General features: G+C 68.9%; 15 protein-coding genes and 2 tRNA genes. 5 read left to right on the forward strand and 12 right to left on the reverse strand.

Going from position 1 to position 15,262, the window contains the following annotated elements; all coding sequences use genetic code 11:
* Both Q4I23_RS05195 and Q4I23_RS05200 read left to right on the forward strand, forming a co-directional pair.
* Nucleotides 1-76: transfer RNA gene (locus tag Q4I23_RS05195), tRNA-Lys, on the forward strand.
* Nucleotides 77-151: 75 nt separating this feature from the next.
* Nucleotides 152-227 (forward strand) — tRNA-Lys (locus Q4I23_RS05200).
* Nucleotides 228-313: 86 nt separating this feature from the next.
* On the opposite strand, the gene Q4I23_RS05205 is transcribed toward Q4I23_RS05200, so the two are convergent.
* From Q4I23_RS05205 to Q4I23_RS05235, 7 genes are all read right to left on the reverse strand, one after another.
* The gene (locus Q4I23_RS05205; protein ID WP_454018748.1) at nucleotides 314-769 is read right to left on the reverse strand and encodes a MaoC family dehydratase; all 456 of its coding nucleotides are present in this window, start codon (nucleotides 767-769) and stop codon (nucleotides 314-316) included.
* Between the two features lie 231 nt (nucleotides 770-1,000).
* Complete coding sequence (sciP, locus tag Q4I23_RS05210; protein ID WP_425321498.1) at nucleotides 1,001-1,363, reverse strand: CtrA inhibitor SciP; 363 nt, start codon at nucleotides 1,361-1,363, stop codon at nucleotides 1,001-1,003.
* Between the two features lie 175 nt (nucleotides 1,364-1,538).
* Entirely contained in the window at nucleotides 1,539-2,267 is a 729-nt protein-coding gene (locus tag Q4I23_RS05215) for a flagellar hook assembly protein FlgD (protein ID WP_454018747.1), read from the reverse strand.
* A 40-nt stretch (nucleotides 2,268-2,307) separates the two neighbouring features.
* Nucleotides 2,308-4,338 (reverse strand): flagellar hook-length control protein FliK, encoded by a 2,031-nt coding sequence (locus Q4I23_RS05220; protein ID WP_498525499.1) that lies wholly within the window; start codon nucleotides 4,336-4,338, stop codon nucleotides 2,308-2,310.
* Nucleotides 4,339-4,565: 227 nt separating this feature from the next.
* Entirely contained in the window at nucleotides 4,566-5,081 is a 516-nt protein-coding gene (locus Q4I23_RS05225) for a flagellar basal-body protein (RefSeq protein WP_237903182.1), read from the reverse strand.
* Nucleotides 5,074-5,469 (reverse strand): rod-binding protein, encoded by a 396-nt coding sequence (locus Q4I23_RS05230; RefSeq protein ID WP_498525500.1) that lies wholly within the window; start codon nucleotides 5,467-5,469, stop codon nucleotides 5,074-5,076. Before Q4I23_RS05230 ends, Q4I23_RS05225 begins: the two co-directional genes overlap by 8 nt.
* Complete coding sequence (locus tag Q4I23_RS05235) at nucleotides 5,469-6,641, reverse strand: flagellar basal body P-ring protein FlgI (protein WP_498525501.1); 1,173 nt, start codon at nucleotides 6,639-6,641, stop codon at nucleotides 5,469-5,471. Before Q4I23_RS05235 ends, Q4I23_RS05230 begins: the two co-directional genes overlap by 1 nt.
* 252 nt (nucleotides 6,642-6,893) lie before the next feature.
* On the opposite strand from Q4I23_RS05235, the gene Q4I23_RS05240 reads away from it, so the two are divergent.
* Together Q4I23_RS05240 and dksA are read left to right on the forward strand one after the other, a co-directional pair.
* A complete protein-coding gene (locus Q4I23_RS05240; protein ID WP_014240995.1) occupies nucleotides 6,894-7,310 on the forward strand; it encodes a flagellar assembly protein FliX in 417 nt (138 codons plus the stop codon).
* A 189-nt stretch (nucleotides 7,311-7,499) separates the two neighbouring features.
* Nucleotides 7,500-7,919 carry an RNA polymerase-binding protein DksA gene (gene dksA / locus Q4I23_RS05245; protein ID WP_035675009.1) on the forward strand — a complete coding sequence of 140 codons (420 nt, stop codon included), beginning with the start codon at nucleotides 7,500-7,502 and terminating at the stop codon, nucleotides 7,917-7,919.
* Between the two features lie 93 nt (nucleotides 7,920-8,012).
* Here the strand turns inward: dksA and Q4I23_RS05250 are convergent, their stop codons facing one another.
* On the reverse strand, nucleotides 8,013-10,631 hold the full coding sequence (locus Q4I23_RS05250; RefSeq protein WP_498525502.1) for a tetratricopeptide repeat protein: 2,619 nt from the start codon (nucleotides 10,629-10,631) through the stop codon (nucleotides 8,013-8,015).
* A gap of 518 nt (nucleotides 10,632-11,149) precedes the next feature.
* Here Q4I23_RS05250 and Q4I23_RS05255 point away from each other — a divergent pair.
* Nucleotides 11,150-11,659 (forward strand): hypothetical protein, encoded by a 510-nt coding sequence (locus Q4I23_RS05255; RefSeq protein WP_454018742.1) that lies wholly within the window; start codon nucleotides 11,150-11,152, stop codon nucleotides 11,657-11,659.
* Nucleotides 11,660-11,830: 171 nt separating this feature from the next.
* Here Q4I23_RS05255 and flgH read toward each other — a convergent pair whose 3' ends face one another.
* The 4 genes from flgH to flgF are packed head-to-tail and all read right to left on the reverse strand — an operon-like array spanning nucleotide 11,831 to nucleotide 14,990.
* Nucleotides 11,831-12,616: a flagellar basal body L-ring protein FlgH gene (gene flgH / locus Q4I23_RS05260; protein ID WP_454018741.1), complete on the reverse strand. Its 786-nt coding sequence runs from the start codon at nucleotides 12,614-12,616 to the stop codon at nucleotides 11,831-11,833.
* Between the two features lie 13 nt (nucleotides 12,617-12,629).
* The gene (gene flgA / locus Q4I23_RS05265) at nucleotides 12,630-13,412 is read right to left on the reverse strand and encodes a flagellar basal body P-ring formation chaperone FlgA (RefSeq protein ID WP_454018740.1); all 783 of its coding nucleotides are present in this window, start codon (nucleotides 13,410-13,412) and stop codon (nucleotides 12,630-12,632) included.
* A gap of 44 nt (nucleotides 13,413-13,456) precedes the next feature.
* Nucleotides 13,457-14,242, reverse strand: a complete 786-nt coding sequence (gene flgG, locus Q4I23_RS05270; protein ID WP_145626373.1) for a flagellar basal-body rod protein FlgG — start codon at nucleotides 14,240-14,242, stop codon at nucleotides 13,457-13,459.
* Between the two features lie 25 nt (nucleotides 14,243-14,267).
* Nucleotides 14,268-14,990, reverse strand: coding sequence for a flagellar basal-body rod protein FlgF (gene flgF, locus Q4I23_RS05275; protein ID WP_498525503.1), 723 nt, complete (start codon nucleotides 14,988-14,990; stop codon nucleotides 14,268-14,270).
* Nucleotides 14,991-15,262 lie beyond the last annotated feature (272 nt).

Genomic DNA, 15,262 nt, shown 5'->3' on the forward strand with positions numbered 1-15,262 from the left:
GGGCGCATAGCTCAGTTGGTAGAGCAGCTGACTCTTAATCAGCGGGTCCAAGGTTCGAGTCCTTGTGCGCCCACCATCACTTTCCGGATCGAAAGGGATCGTTCCCAGGACCCCTTCACGCCGCCGGGTGTTTCGGTGCCCGGATGGGAATGGGCGCATAGCTCAGTTGGTAGAGCAGCTGACTCTTAATCAGCGGGTCCAAGGTTCGAGTCCTTGTGCGCCCACCATTCCCAACACAACGGTACGACAGCGATGCACACAAAAAGGCCGCCCTCGGGCGGCCCTTTGTGCGTTTGAGGCTCCGCTTGCGCCGTCACTCCGGAGCAGTGCCGGGGCGGCGGGGGACGAGCAGATTCGCGGTCATCTGCTGAACTATCTCGCCGTCCTGGTTGAGGGTGGTGGTGCGCACGCGGGCGATGCCGCGATCGGGGCGCTTGGCCGACACGCGGACCTCCAGAATCTCGCTCTCGATGCGCAGCACGTCGCCGGGGCGGGTGGGCTTGGGCCAGCGGACGTCCTCCACCCCCATCCCGACGAAGCCGCCGGCGAGTGCGCCGTCTCCCGTGACGATCATCCGCATGGTCAGCCCGGCGGTGTGCCAGCCACTCGCCGCCAGTCCACCGAAGACGCTGCCCTGCGCCGCCTCGGGGTCGAGGTGGAAGGGCTGCGGGTCGAACTGCCGCGCGAAGGCGACGATGTCCTCCTCCGTCACGGTCACCGGGCCGCCGGTGAAGCGGTCGCCGGGGGTCAGGTCGTCAAGATAGCGCATCGGTCTGTGAACTCCCGTGGCCGGTTGCCTCGTCGCTTTGCGTTAACCTCTGCAGGGCGGGAACGAAAGCGATACCTGCCACGTAAAAATTGCAAAGCAGCCGGGACGCAAAATGTCGGGGCAGAAAACGCCCGTCTGGAAAGCGCCGGGAAAGCGCCGGGACACAAAACAACGACGCCGCAGGGCGGGCCTGCGGCGGTCTGGTCCGGGCGGACGGCGAGCAGGAATCGCTTATTCGGCGGCGGTGCTGGCCATCCGGCTGCGCACGGATGGCGGCGGCTGGTTTCCACGATAGTCCTGCAGCCGCGTGGCGCGCAGGCCCCGCATGCCATGGCTGTCGATCAGCCGTTGCCAGGACAGGAATTCCTCCACGGACAGGGTGTAGCGGCGACATGCCTCCTCAAGGCTGATCAGCCCCGAGCGCACGCCGGCCACGACCTCCGCCTTGCGCCGCATCACCCAGCGCTTGGTGTCCGGAGGGGGAAGATCATTTTCTGTCATCGGCCGTCCTGCTGGACCGATGACCGACGCTCCACTGGAGCCATCGTCGCTCATTTCAAGCTCGCGAGATGACATGCGCGGACGCTCCACCATCAGCAGTGTATTCCACGATTTGGTGGTAACCTACCCCTTCTCCGCTTAACAAAAGCCTAAACGATAGGGTTAATGTTTTAAGCATAAAAGGCATGGTCCATAGGCCCATCCGGACCCATGCCCATGCCTTTCTCCATGCGTTTGGACGACGCCTATGGGGGTGAGGGCGAAACCCTCAGTACACCTTGGAAAGCTTGGACAGCGGAACCTCGACGCTGCCCACGGACATCACCGTTTCGCCGTCCTTGTTGGACCCGATGCCGCTGACCGTGCCGAAGGTGAAGGGGGTTGCCTTGATGATGTCGTCCTTCTTCTCGGACACCGGGGCGATGTTCAGGCGGTACTGGCCCGGCTGGACGGCGTTGCCGCCGTCGTCCTTGAAGTCCCAGTTCACGACATGCTTGGTGCCGGCGGCGGTCTCGCCGGTCATCGACCGGACGATGCGGTTCTTGCTGTCCAGGATGTCGACGCGCACGGATTTGGCGGACTTCTCCAACTCGTAGGCCAGCGGGGCCGCCGTCATGCCCTGGGTGTAGTCGAAGCTGTCGCCCTCGAAGGTGACGGTGCGGCCCAGATAGGCGAGGTTGGTCGAGTTGGTCGAGGCGTTCTGCAGCTTCAGCAGCTTGTCCAGGCGGCTGTTGGTCCCGATGTTCTGCTCCACGTTCGCGAAATCGACCAGCTGCTTGGTCATGTCGTTCGTGTCCATGGGTTTCAGCGGGTCCTGGTTCTGCATCTGCGTGGTCAGCAGCTTCAGGAAATGCTCGAAATTGTCACCCAGCCCCTTCACCGCGGTGTCGAGCTTCTGCTCGTCGGCGGTCTTGGTGGTCTTGGTGGAGGTGTCGGTCTTCGTCTTGGTCTGGTTCGTGTTCCAGCTGCTGCCGTAGTCGGTGTTGGTGGTGGCCATGGTCGTCGTCCTTCGCTGGAATGGCTGCAGCTGCTCTGAATCAGGCTTGGATGTCGACGCGGCCAGGGGCCAGCGTCAGGGTGTAGGCGGCCTGCGCATCCTCCACCTCGCCCGTGCCGCCGCCGAGGCCGCGGCCCCGCCGGCCTGAGCCGCCTTGCCGTCCCGAATCCTGGAACGATTGGCCGCCTTCGCCGCGCAGGCTGAAGTTGAGGCTGTTGCTGTCCGCCTTCAGCCCAGCGTCTTGCAAGGCACGTTCCAGATTGCGGCTGTCCCGCTGGAGCAGTTCGAGGGTCTGGGCCTTTTCCACGGCGACCGACGCGGTGACCCGCCCGTCCTGGCCGATTTCCAACTTGATGTCGATGCGGCCCAGCTCGGCGGGGCGCAGATTGATGGTGAATTGGTCGTTGCCGTCCGACACGTTCTTGCTGATGTGGACCGCCACCTGATCCTGCACGCCCATCGGCAGGCCGGCGGAGCCGCGGGACGGGCGAAGCTGGGCGGTGGTCAGCCCCGCCTCCACTCCGCTCACCGTGTGCACGCCCTCGATCCCGGCGAAGACCGGATGCGTGGGGGTGGTGGGGTGAGGCGCGCCGTCGGCCGGCGGCGGCGCGTCCGCGGCGGCCGCTGCGGCAGCGTTCAGGAACGCGCTTTGCCCGGCAGGCTTTGCCGGGTCGGCAACCGGTGCCTGGGGGGCCGGCGGCTGCGTCAGGGCGGCGTTGCCGCTCGGGTCCTGGTTGCCGCGGTTGCCGGCGTTTGCTCCGGCCTCGCCGTCCGCTCCGGTCCGGGTCGCGCTCTTTGCCTTGGCCGCGGCGAGTTCGGTCAGGGATTGCGGCAGCGGCGCACTGTCGTCGTTCGGCAGGTCGGCAATGGGCAGGGCGCCGGGGGACAGCGCGTCGGCGGTCGCCGCCGGCTTGTCCTTGGCGGCGGCGTCCTTTGCCTCGGCGTGGGGTGCGGGAATGTCGGCCTGCGGGCCGCCCGGCGGGGCGACCGGCGCCGGCACGGCGTCCGCCATCGTCAGGGGCGCTTCCGCGGCCGGCTTGGCCGCCGCGGCGGCCTTGACGGACTCGTCGGAGGTGAGCTTGACCTTGCCATCCTGATGAAGGGCGGCGGCCAAAGCCGCATCGGCAGCGGTCTGGACGGCGGAAGGAGCGTCCCCATTGTCCGGAGTCGGAGCATCGGGTGATGTGGGGTCGACCGGGGCCGTCGCCTCGACCGCACCGTCATCCGTCGTCGTGTTCGCCGCTTCGTCATCCGGCGTGCCGATGGCAACCGGGGCGACGGCCAGCGCCAGGGCGGCATCGATGTCGGTCAGGGTGGTGGACTGGTCGGTGGTCACCAGCTCCACGGTGGTCTCGGTCACGGTGACGGTCAGATCGATGATCACAGCCTCGCCGTTCCCGTCCTCCGCGGGCTGATTGCCGGGACCATCCTGTGTGGCGCCGTCATCCATCGTGCCGTCGGTCTGGTCCGGCGGAACCTCCTCCGCCGTGTCGGTCCGGACGGTGGCCTCGGCGAGCGCCGGCTGTGCGGCGGTATCGTCCCGCGCCGTCTTGGCGCCGGCGGCTTTCGCATCCTTTGTCGCCTCCTTCGCCGCGGCGTGGCTTGCGGCGGCGGTCTCGCGCCGCTCGGTGCGCGTCGCGTGTGCGTCATCGCCGGCCTTGGCCGCGTCGGACGCGCGGGCGTCCTTGCGTTCGGCGGCGCGTTCGGCGGAGCGCTGTGCTGTGGCCTGGGTGGTGGCTTCGGAGGACTGGCGCGGCTTGGCCGGCTCCGCGCGGATGGGTTCGGGGCGGGGCGGCGGGCTGCGCTCCGCGGCCTTGCGCTCCGCGGCCCGGTTGGCGGCGTCCCGGTTGGCGGCGGCCTGATCGGCGGCACTCGCCGCGGCGTTGCGCCGATCCTGGGCCGCACTCTCCGCCTGGGCCTGATCGCGCTTGCGGGTGGAGGCCTCGCTGATCAGCCGGTCCATCATCGAGGCGAACTTGTCGCTTCGCGGGGCCGTGTTCTGGCTGGAGGAGGTCTGGCCCCGGACCAGGCTTTCGAACGCGGAGGGCGCGGAGTTCGTTTGGATGGCCATGGAACGGATTCCCCGAAGCGGACAGGTGCACCCCATCCAGAAGCAACTAACGGGCCAGTCTCAGGCCGGTGCTGGCGGGTCCGATCGCGATCCCGCGCCCGGCAGTTCCGTCCGCCGGGCGGCAAATTCCGCCGGGTGGCCGGCGCTTCTTGCCGGACCCGCAAAAACCGAAGGGCCGCCCGGTCGGACGGCCCTTGCTGCGGGTTGCGGTGATGCCGGGGGAGGCCTCAGAGACGGGTGTTCAGAGTGGCGGAGGTGGACGGCCCGTGACTCGGCGTGACGTAGGTCGCGCGGGGCGGAACCGGGGCGGTGCCGTAGGCGGGGGTGGTGGTCTGCCGGGCGCGGTTGATGGCACCGACCACGGTGTCCACCAGGATCTTCTGCGCCGCGCTGTTCCGCCGAAGCGCGTCGGCGTTGGCGGCGGACGCCTCGTACAGGCCACGCGTGGCCTCGCGCAGCTGGGCCTTGGCCTCGTCGGGCAGGGCGGCCATGCCCTCGCGGTCCACGCGCAGCAGGCGCGACACCTCCTCGTAGACCAGCATCATCGGCTGTTTCTCGCGCCCCAGCCGGGCCAGCTCGGCGCTGGTGCAGTGCCGCATCACGGCTTCGGTCTCGCGCGCCAGATGGACGCTCAGCCGGTTCATCAGCTCGACCAGAGCGGCGGCGCGCTCCTCCGCGTTCTTGGGCAGATTGGCGGCGGGAGCCTTGGACGGCTGCGGGAAACGGACGTCGACCTTATCCATGGTTGCCCTCCTGTGCGCGCAGAAGCTCGCGATAAACCTGATCGGCGATGCCGAACCCGCCGCTGCGGGACACCTGCTTGCCGTATTCGTTGGTCAGCATGGAGCGGAACATCTCCTCGGCATGGCCGCCGCCGAAGTTTTGGTCCACTTCGATCCCGTCGAGCATGTGGCCCAGCATCTGGGAGACGAAGACGCTCTCGAATTCGTTCGCGGACTGGCGGATCTTGGCGCGGATCGCCGGGTCCACCCTGCTTTCCGCGCTTTTGGGATCGACCAGATCGGTGCGCACCGCCGTCCGGAAGCTCGCCGGGGCGCCGTTCTGGGCGCGCTCGGCGGCCGCGGGCAGGCGCGGAGGCGGAAGGCCGGGAAGGGAAAGCGTCGTATCCATCAGATCACCTCGATCTCCGCCTGCAGGGCTCCGGCGGCCTTGATCGACTGAAGGATGGCGATCATGTCCCGGGGCCCCACGCCAAGCGCATTCAAGGATTGTACCAACTCCTGGAGCGTCACCCCGGAATTCATCACGGCGAGGCGGTTGTTGGACTGGTCGTCCACCTGGATATCGGTGCGCGGCACCACAGCGGTCTCGCCCTGGCTGAAGGGGCCGGGCTGGCTGATCTGCGGCGTCTCGGTGACGCGGATCGTCAGGTTGCCCTGGGCGATGGCGACGGTGGAGATGCGGACGTTCTCGCCCATCACGATCACGCCGGACTTCTCGTCCACCACCACGCGGGCGACCTGATCGGGGGTGACGCGGAGCTGCTCGATCTCGGTGATCAGGCCGACGATGTCGCCGCGCCGGGCCTCCGGCACGCTCAGCAGGACCGAGGAGGGGTCGGTGGCCTGCGCGCGATTGCCGCGGAGCTGGATGTTGATGGCGGTCGCCACGCGCTGGGCCGTCGTGAAGTCCGGGTTGCGCAGCGACAGGCGCAGCACCGGCAACTCGGCCAGCGAGAACTGGATCTCGCGCTCGACGATGGCACCCGAGGAGATGCGGCCCGAGGTGGGGACGCCGCGGGTCACGCTGGCCCCCTGGCCTTGGGCGGAGAAGCCCGACACCGCGATCGGCCCCTGGGCCACCGCGTAGACCTCGCCGTCGGCGCCCAGCAGCGGGGTGACGAGCAGGGTGCCGCCGAGCAGGCTCTTCGAATCGCCCATCGCCGACACGGTGGCGTCGATGCGCGTGCCCTGGGCGGAGTAGGGCGGCAGGGTCGCCGTCACCATCACCGCCGCCACGTTCTTGGTGCGCAGGTTGGTGCCGCGGGTGTTGACGCCCATCCGCTCCAGCATGCCGACCAGGCTCTGCTCGGTGAAGGGCGAGTTGTTGAGGCTGTCGCCCGTGCCGTTCAGGCCGACCACCAGGCCGTAGCCGATCAGCATGTTGTCGCGCACGCCCTCGACGTCCACCACGTCCTTGATCCGCGCCGACGAGGCCGAGGCCGGCGCCGACAACGCGAGCAGCGCCGCGGCCAGCGCGGCCAGCATCGCGACCGCGCGCAGCAGGACGGCGGCGCGGGGCGCATGGCGCAGGGCGGCACGGGGCAGGGCGGTGGCGGTCATGGCGGGGACACTCCTCAACGGCTGTCCCTTCTTATACAAACGGCGTGCCAGAGCTGCGGATGGCAGGCAAAGCGCAGGATCGGCAAGGGGAAGCGGCGGCGCCGGATGAAAAGGCCGGAAATTGGCACCGCGTCCGACCGCTTTATGTCACGGAAGCAGGGCAATTTTTGCCCGATTGCGGCAAACCTTGACCGGATGTTAAGGTGCTTCCATCTAGAGTGTCGCGCTTTTCCGAAACCGGTTGCACGGAACATGAAAGTCGAAGGCCCCGGAAAACTTCGCGGCAGCAGCTCGGTCCGGCGCACGGGGAAAGCCGAAGGCTCGTCCGGTGCGTCCTTTTCCAAGCAGCTCGTCGGCGAGACCAACACCGCGCAGGGCGTCCACGCCGCGGCGCCACTGGCCGGCATTGCCAGCGTGCTGGCGTTGCAGGAGGTGGACGACGCCACGGCCCGTGCGTCGCGTGGCAAGATGCGCGCCGAGGAGATGCTCGACAAGCTGGAGGAGATCCAGCACGGGCTTCTCGCCGGCACGCTTCCGGCACAGAAGCTGATGGACCTCGTGAAGGTGGTGCAGTCGCGCCGCGTCCATGTGGACGATCCGCGGCTGGCCGACATTCTTGACCAGATCGATCTGCGCGCCCAGGTCGAGCTTGCGAAGCTCACCCCCTGAGCGCGGTTTCCGGCCATAGGACCGGCTTTTCGGCATCGGCCGTACGGCCATCGCCGAACCTTTCACAAAACTTTGCTTCTCCAAGGGCTTGTTCGCGCTTCGATAGGCGAAGCGCAGGGTTGCGGTTGCCGATGCGCCTACCTATACTCCGCGCCGCCCGGATCACCCTTTTGCGTTGGATGCTCTCGGATGTCGTCTCCGCTTCTGCCTAAGAACTACACCCCGTCGGAAGACGAGGAGTTCATGAATCCCGTGATGCGGGAATATTTCCGCCAGAAGCTGCTGCGCTGGCGCGCGGAGCTGCTGGCTGAATCCAGCGAGACCCTGAGCAGCCTTCAGGAAGGCGGCATCCAGGAACCGGACATCGCCGACCGCGCGTCGGCGGAGACCGACCGCGCGTTGGAACTCCGCACCCGTGACCGCGAGCGCAAGCTGATCTCCAAGATCGACGCGGCGCTGGAGCGGTTGCAGGATGGGTCCTACGGCTACTGCGAGGAAACGGGGGAGCCCATCTCCGTCCGCCGCCTCGACGCCCGCCCCATCGCGACGCTGAGCCTGGAAGCCCAGGAGCGGCACGAGCGCATGGAGCGCACCCAGCGCGACGACTGACGCGGCGGCTATCCTCGCTGTCTCGGGCCTCGCTGTCTCGGGCCTCGCTGTCTCGGGCAAGCCCCCACCGATCCCGGCGGGGGCTCTCGTCCGTCAGGAGTTGCTGTCGCGGCGGTGGATCACCGCCAGACCAGCCACGCGCTCCGCCCCGACCAGTTCGCTGAGGCTGTCGTACAACTCCACGCGGCCCATCGCCGATTCGAGGGCGCGGCACTCCGCCGCCGCGATGTGCGGGCTGTCGATCCGGCCGTTTTCCATGAATCCGCGCAGGACATCGAGCGTGAGACGGTCCTCGGGGCGCTCGACCTCCGGGGGCTGCCAGTTCAGATCCTCGATGACGTAAACCCCGCCGGGGCGCAGCCGTCCGAACAGGGCGGCCAGCGTCATCTGCTGATGGCGCGAGGCGTGTGAGCCGTCGTCGATGACGATGTCGAAGGGACCGTCCTCCTCGGCCAGACGCCGCAGGCCCGCGGCGTCGCCCTGGTCGACGCGCCGGGTCGTCACCCGCCCGCCGTCGAAAGCCGAAAAGTCTTCGATGTCCGCGCCGATGAGGACGGCGTTCGGGAAGTAGCGCTCCCACATGCGCAGGCTCGGCACGTCGTCCTGCTTCCAGCCCTCGACCCGGCCGCGGCAGAGGCCGATCTCCAGGATGCGCAGAGCCTCGAACCGCCGCGGTGAGAACAGCGCGTCATAGACCCGCGTGTAGTGATGCCCCAGCCGCTCGGTCCCCAGGCGGGGGCCCTTGTCGGAATGAAAGCGCATGGCGAGGGCCGACAGGGAGGCGTCAGTATCGTGCAGGGCGGCCAGCCGGCCCAGCACCGACTCCGCGTCGGCGTCCTCCGCCGGCGGGCCGCCGGGACCCCACATGCCGTTCCACAAATGCACGCCGGCGACCCGCTCGTCCGACACCAGGGCCAGCGCCCGTCCGCCGGGTTCGGCCAGCCAGGAATGCTCCGTCCAGTCGACGGCGTTGAAGACCGTCGGGGGCAGCACGCGGTCCAGCAGATCCCGGCCCGGCCCGGTCAGCACGTAGCGGCTGAGCAGTAGCGGGCCGACCGCGCCGAAGCGGCGGTCGCTGCCGCTCATCAGGATGCGCATCGACTCCTCGAACAGCCGGCGCATGTGGACCGAGCCCCGTGGCGCGCGGATGGCGTCGCCGACCAGGGCGTGGCCGGCGTCCAGGCCGTGCCATTGCGAACAGAACAGGTGGCCGGTGCCGAAACTCAGCGGCTTCAGCAGGACGACGTCGGTGTCCAGCCACCAGCCGCCGAAGGCGTGCAGGGCGGCGTAGCGGAAGATGTCGCTGAAATAGCGGATCTCGGCGCTGCGGACGCACAGGTCGTAGACATGGTGCGGCACCACCGCTCCGGCGTCCTCCACCCGCACGCCATCCGGCACCCGGCCGAGCAGGGCGGGGTCGCCGTAGCTGTACAGATGCACCGGGTGCCCCTGCGCCACCATGGAGCGCAGCGCCAGCCGTGCCCCGGCGTTCAGGGGCGCCCCCGACCAGAAGGTGGTGATGCGGTCACGGGTCTCGGTGTCGTGGTGGCGGACGCGCAGACGCGGGTTGAAACTCCGTGCCGCGGCGTTCCGGCGCTCGGGATGGGAGGCTTCGGCCAGGAAGGGCATGGCCGCGGCGGTCGCCCGGATCAGCGCGTCCAGATCGTCGTCGCCGGCCGGCGCGGAGCCGTTCGCCAGGCGGCGCATCCGGCGGTGCAGAAGGCCGGCGGCGAACGGGTCGCCCCGCCGGCTCCGCAGGACCGACAGGGTGGCCAGGGCGCCCTCCGCCGCCGGGTCGAGTGCGAGGGCGCGCCGGCCGTCGGCTTCGGCCGACTCCGTGCCACCGGCGTCCATCCGGCAGACCGCCCGCGCGCTCCAGCCCACGGAGTCGGCGGGAGCGTGCTCCAGATGGGCGGTGTAGAGCGCGTCGGCTTCCGCAAGGCGCCCTTGGCGCAGGCGGGTGGCGGCGAGGTTGCACAGCGGCTCGGGCCGCTGCGGTTCGAGCGCCCGCGCCCAGCCTAGCCGCCGGGCGGCTTTGTCGGGATCATCCCCGCTGTCCGGCGCGCGGGCCAGGATTCCGAAGAAGGTTGGGGACAGCGCCAGGGCGCGGCGTCGCGCGGCTTCGGCCCCGCGGACGTCTCCCGACCGTGCACGGGCATCGGCCAGATGGTACCAGGATTCCAGTGCGGTGGAGTCGGCCCGGACCGCGCCTTCCAGGACGATCGCCGCTTCCGCCGCGTCGCCGCCGGCCAGCAACAACCGGCCGAGATGGGTGGCGGCGCGGGCGTTGCCGCCGTCGGAAGTGCCGTCCGACATCAGGGCCGTCCGGTAGGCCTCCCGCGCCTCCGCGTGGCGTCCAAGCCGTTCCAGTATGATTCCGGCGTTGAGCGCGGCGTCGGTCAGCGCGGGGGCCAGCCGCGCGGCCTCGCGGTAGTCGGCGATCGCGCCCTCCAGGTCGCCGGCTTCCTGACGGGCCATGGCGCGGTGCCGATGCAGGTCGGCCCCCGGCGCGCGGGCCAGCGCCTCGCCGAGCAGGGCTGCGGCTTCGGCGAAGAGCCCGGCCTGCGCGTGAATGATGCCCAGCAGATGCCAGGCGGTTGCCTGATCCGGGTCGGCATCGAGGATGCGCCGGCACAGAATCTCCGCCTCCGCCGGACGTCCAGCCTGATGGTGGTCGAGCGCGATGGTCAGCGCTTCTTGAATGGTTGCCATGACGCCAGTGGTCTTCAACCGCATGGCCTTGTCAACAGGAGAGTGCCGGGGACGGGGGGGAGCCCGGAGTCGCCGCGTTCCGGCCATGGAATGAGAAATGGGCGGCCTGCCCCTCTGTCGGAGCTTGGTTCGCTCGGGCCGGCCGCGAGCCCGCTGCAAGGAGCCGTCAACCTACCGGCCCCGGCCGGTTCCGGCCAGCCGGGGAAACGGGCTGCCACTCCCTGTCGCTCCCCCTATCGAACGAGGGACGTCGGCCGATGGCCGCCTTGCCCTTCGGCGTGACGCTTCCTCGCATCCCGCCGCAAACCCGGCTCGGCCGCCCACAAGCCCATGGTGCAGGTTGTCAGAACGGCCTGTTGACGGTGAAATGGACATCCTGAAGCGGATCGAGACATTGCAGGCCCTGGTCCGTGAGACGCAGACGAGAAGGAAGCGTCTGCTGGACCGATCCTATAAACGCCTGTGTTCTGCGGAAAAGGCGTTGGAAGGGTCTCACCGCCTGCTGAAAGGGAAGCCCCATGACCCAGACGCATCATCCGGTGAATCGCCCTGAGGCGCGGAGTGCCGATGCGGAGGATTGGCGTTGCCGCAGCGAGGCTCGGCGCAGCAAGGCCGAAGAGGCCCGGGTCGGGGCGGAGCGGTTGCGTGTGGAGGCCGAAGAGGAACGGTCCGCGAACTTCCACCGCCATGTCGAGGAGGAGGGCGCACGACTCATGGCGGAAGAGGGGCGAATCACCGGCGAGGCGCAGCGGCAGGAAGCCGAGGAAACGCGAGCGCTGGATGAGGAAGCGCGCCGATCCGCCGAGGTGGCCAGGCTTGCGGCGGAGGACGCGCGACGCGTCGGGGAAGAGGCGCGGTTTCTCCATGAGGCCACCCGACGTTACGCCGAGAAAGCCCGACTTCATGCCGAGCACGCGCGTGCCGACGCAGAGTGCACACGGGCGGCGAACGAGGAACAGCGCCAAATCCTGGAGGAGATGCGGGACACCGTCCGGCGTTACGAGGCTCTTCTGGCTCGGAACGGGTGACGGGGTGCCAACGGGGGGCAAGAACGGAGCGGCAGATCCATCCGGGCGGCAGAAACTTCCCGGCCAAGCGCGTGCGAGCCGGCTGCGGTTCCCCGCAGCCGGCCGGAAGGGGGCGCCGCCCCCTTCCGTGCTGGTCGCTGGCGCGTTTCGGTCCTGGTCCCCGAAACGTCTTCAGAAGGGCATGATGATGTCGAAGAGCTGTTGGCCGTAACGCGGCTGCTGCACGTCGGTGATCTGTCCGCGTCCACCGTAGGAGATGCGGGCCTCGGCGACCTTCTCGTAGCTGATGGTGTTCTGCGCGGTGATGTCCTCCGGCCGGATCACGCCGGTGATGATCAGGTCACGCACTTCGTAGTTCACCCGGACCTCCTGCCGGCCCTGGATGACCATGTTGCCGTTGGGCAGGGACTGGGTGACCAGGGCGGCCACCTTCAGGGTGATCTGCTCCTTGCGGTTGATGGCGCCCTTGCCGTCGTTGGAGGTCGAGCTTGAAAGGTCCAGCAAGCTGTCGGCGCTCACCCCGTCGGGCAGCGCGCGTTGCAGGGCCTTGCCCTCGAAGCCGAGGAAGCTCGGCATACCGGCCTTCTCGGAGTTGCCGCGGGTGCGGGTGGTCTGGTTGTTGAGCTGGGCCTGGTCGTTGATCTGGATGTCGACGGTCAGCAGGTCGCCGACCTTGGCGGCGCGCTGGTCCTTGAAGAAGGCCTTGGCGCCGGTCCGCCACAGCGAGTTCGGGTTGCGCTCCGTCGGCAGGGGGGTGGGCATCGGCAGGCTGACCGGCTGGTAGCCGGGCTGGGCCTGCGGGTCCTTGATCTTGGTGAGTTCCGGAGCGGAGCCGATGTCCGCCACGCGCGACATGGCGTTGCAGGCGGGCAGGCCGGCGGCGACGGCGGCGAGCAGCGCGAAGCGGAACGCCGTGCGGACCGTGTGCCTGGGGGCGGTCGTCTTGAGGGCGGGCATGGGAGCTTTCTCCTTACTTCGCGATGACGCCGGGCTTTGCCACGGCGACGATGTTGGGGCCCGCGACCGTCGCTTCGAGGATGCGGTTCGATTGGGTGTTGACGACGCGGATCACGTCGCCCCGGCCGCCGTCCTGCAGGGCCTTGCCCTGGACCGACAGGGTCAGGTTCTCGGTGGCCAGCGTGATGGTGACCAGCGCGCCCTTGTCCACCACCCGCGGCGACTGCAGGTCGCGCAGACGCACGGGCTGGTTCACGGGAACGCCGCGGCGCGGCGTCAGGCCGATGAGCTGGGCGTCGGTGGCGGCGATGTCGCTGCCGGCGAGGTCGACGCGCACATCCTGCCAATCCACGTCGCCGGGGCCGATCACATCGCCGGGCGCGATGCGCCGCGACAGCACCGGCACCTGGACCACGCCATAGGCGCGGCCCGACACCGGAAGGCGCACGACCGGGCGGGTGTCGGCCACGATCATCTCCGCGGCGAAGCGGCCCTGCACCGGGTTGTAGTAGAGGTTCTCCACCGTCAGGCTGCCGGCGCCCGCCGGGGCGCGCAGCTCCATCGCCCGGTTGTCCAGCTCCATCTGCAGGCGCCCCGTGGTGATCTGGCGGGACAGCGCGTCGGACAGCACCGCCTCGACATGGGCCGGGCTGTAGACCACCGCTTGCGCCGCTGCCGCCGAGGCGCCGCCGTCCATCGTCTGGGCGAGGGCCGTGTGGGCAAAGACCGTCTGTCCGCCGACAAGGGTGGCGGCGAGAAGGGCGGTGCCGAGGATGCGCAGGGCGGGGCGGGACATGGCGGGGATTCCTTGCAAAGACGAGCCTTACGGCGGTGCCTGGATCAGCGGAGCTGCGAAGCCTGCTGCATCATCTCGTCGGTGGTCTTGATGACCTTGGAATTCATCTCGTAGGCGCGCTGGGCGGAGATCAGGGTGGTGATCTCCTGCACGATGTTGACGTTGGAGGTCTCCAGGGCGCCCTGCACCACGCGGCCGAAGCCGGGAGCGCCGGGGTTGCCGCCGACCGCCTCGCCCGACGCGCCGGTCTGCAGGAACAGATTGTCGCCGACCGCTTCCAGACCCGCCGCGTTGGCGAAGGTGGCGAGCTGGATCTGCCCGACATTCTGCTGGGCGACCTGGCCGTCCAGCTTCACCATCACCTCGCCCGAGGCGTTGATGGCGACGTCCACCGCTTCCGCCGGGATGGTGATGGCCGGCTGCACCGGATAGCCGTCGGCGGTGACGATGATGCCCTCCGGCGACAGCTTGAAATTGCCGGCGCGGGTGTAGGCCGTGTCGCCGCTGGGGAGCTGCACCTGGAAATAGCCGGAGCCGTTGATGGCGACGTCCAGCTTGTTGTCGGTGACGGTCAGGTTGCCCTGCTCCAGCACGCGGGCCACCGCGGCGACGCGCACGCCGGCGCCCACCTGCACACCGGTCGGCACGATGGTGCCGGCGTCCGACGAGGTGGAGCCGATGCGGCGGAAGTTCTGGTACAGCAGGTCCTGGAACTCGGCCCGCTGCTTCTTGAAGCCGGTCGTCGTCGCGTTGGCGATGTTGTTCGAGATGGTTTCGACGTTCAGCTGCTGGGCGATCATGCCGGTGGCGCCGATGGCGAGGCTGCGCATGGTTCTTGCTCCTTTACGCGGTCGATCAGGCCGTGCGGCCCAGCTTCTGGATGGCGCTGCGGATGCGCTCGTGCTCGTTCTCGATCAGCTTCTGGTTCGACTGGTACTGGCGCTGGATCTCGATCAGCGCCGTCATCTCGACCACCGGCTTCACGTTCGAATTCTCTAGCATTCCCTGTGCCACCTTCGTGTCGGCGGGGGCCGCCTGCGGCTCCTCGTCGCTGACGTAGAGGCCGGCTCCGACCTCGGTCATCAGCTGCTCGTTGCGGAAGGTGACGATGTTCAGCCGGCCGACTGGACCCAGCTCGGTGGCAACGGTGCCGTCGCCGGACACCATGATGTCCTTGGTGCCGTTCGGGACGGCGAGCGGCTGGCCGTTGTCGCCCAGGACCGGCAGGCCGCCGCCGTCGACGATCTGGCGCTGGTCGTTCAGGCGGAAGTTGCCGGCGCGGGTGTAGCGGGGGCCGCTGGCCGTATCGACCGTGAAGTAGCCGTGGCCGGTCAGCGCCAGATCCAGCGAATTGCCGGTCTGCATCATCCCGCCGGCCGAGAGGTCGCGCACCACGGCGCGGTCCTGCACGAAGCTGACCTGCTCGTGCATCCCCGGACGCTCCAGAAACTCCGTGAACAGCATGCGCTGCTGCTTGAAGCCCGTGGTGTTCATGTTCGCGATGTTGTTCGAGATCACGTCCAGCTGGCGGCGCAGGGTCATCTGGCGCGACAGGGACACGTAGATCGGGTTTTCCATCGGCGGCCTCTTTTCCATTCGGGCCGGGGGAGCGTCCCGACCGGCGCAAATGGCAATGCACGGCGCGTGCCAGCGCCGAAAACGGCCGGGAGGGCTGGAATGGCCGCGGACGCTGCCGGCGGGGAAGCGCCTGCCGGGCAAGAACTGCCGGTGGGTTGGCAAGGGCTGCCGCCTGACGCCGGGCAAAAGCGTCCCGTTGCCGCAGCGCGGACGGCGCGCGGGTCGCAAGGCCGCTCCATCCGCCGGGAGCGGGCGGACCGGCAGCTGTCTCT

The organism is Azospirillum sp. UFLA03-27 (assembly GCF_059803775.1).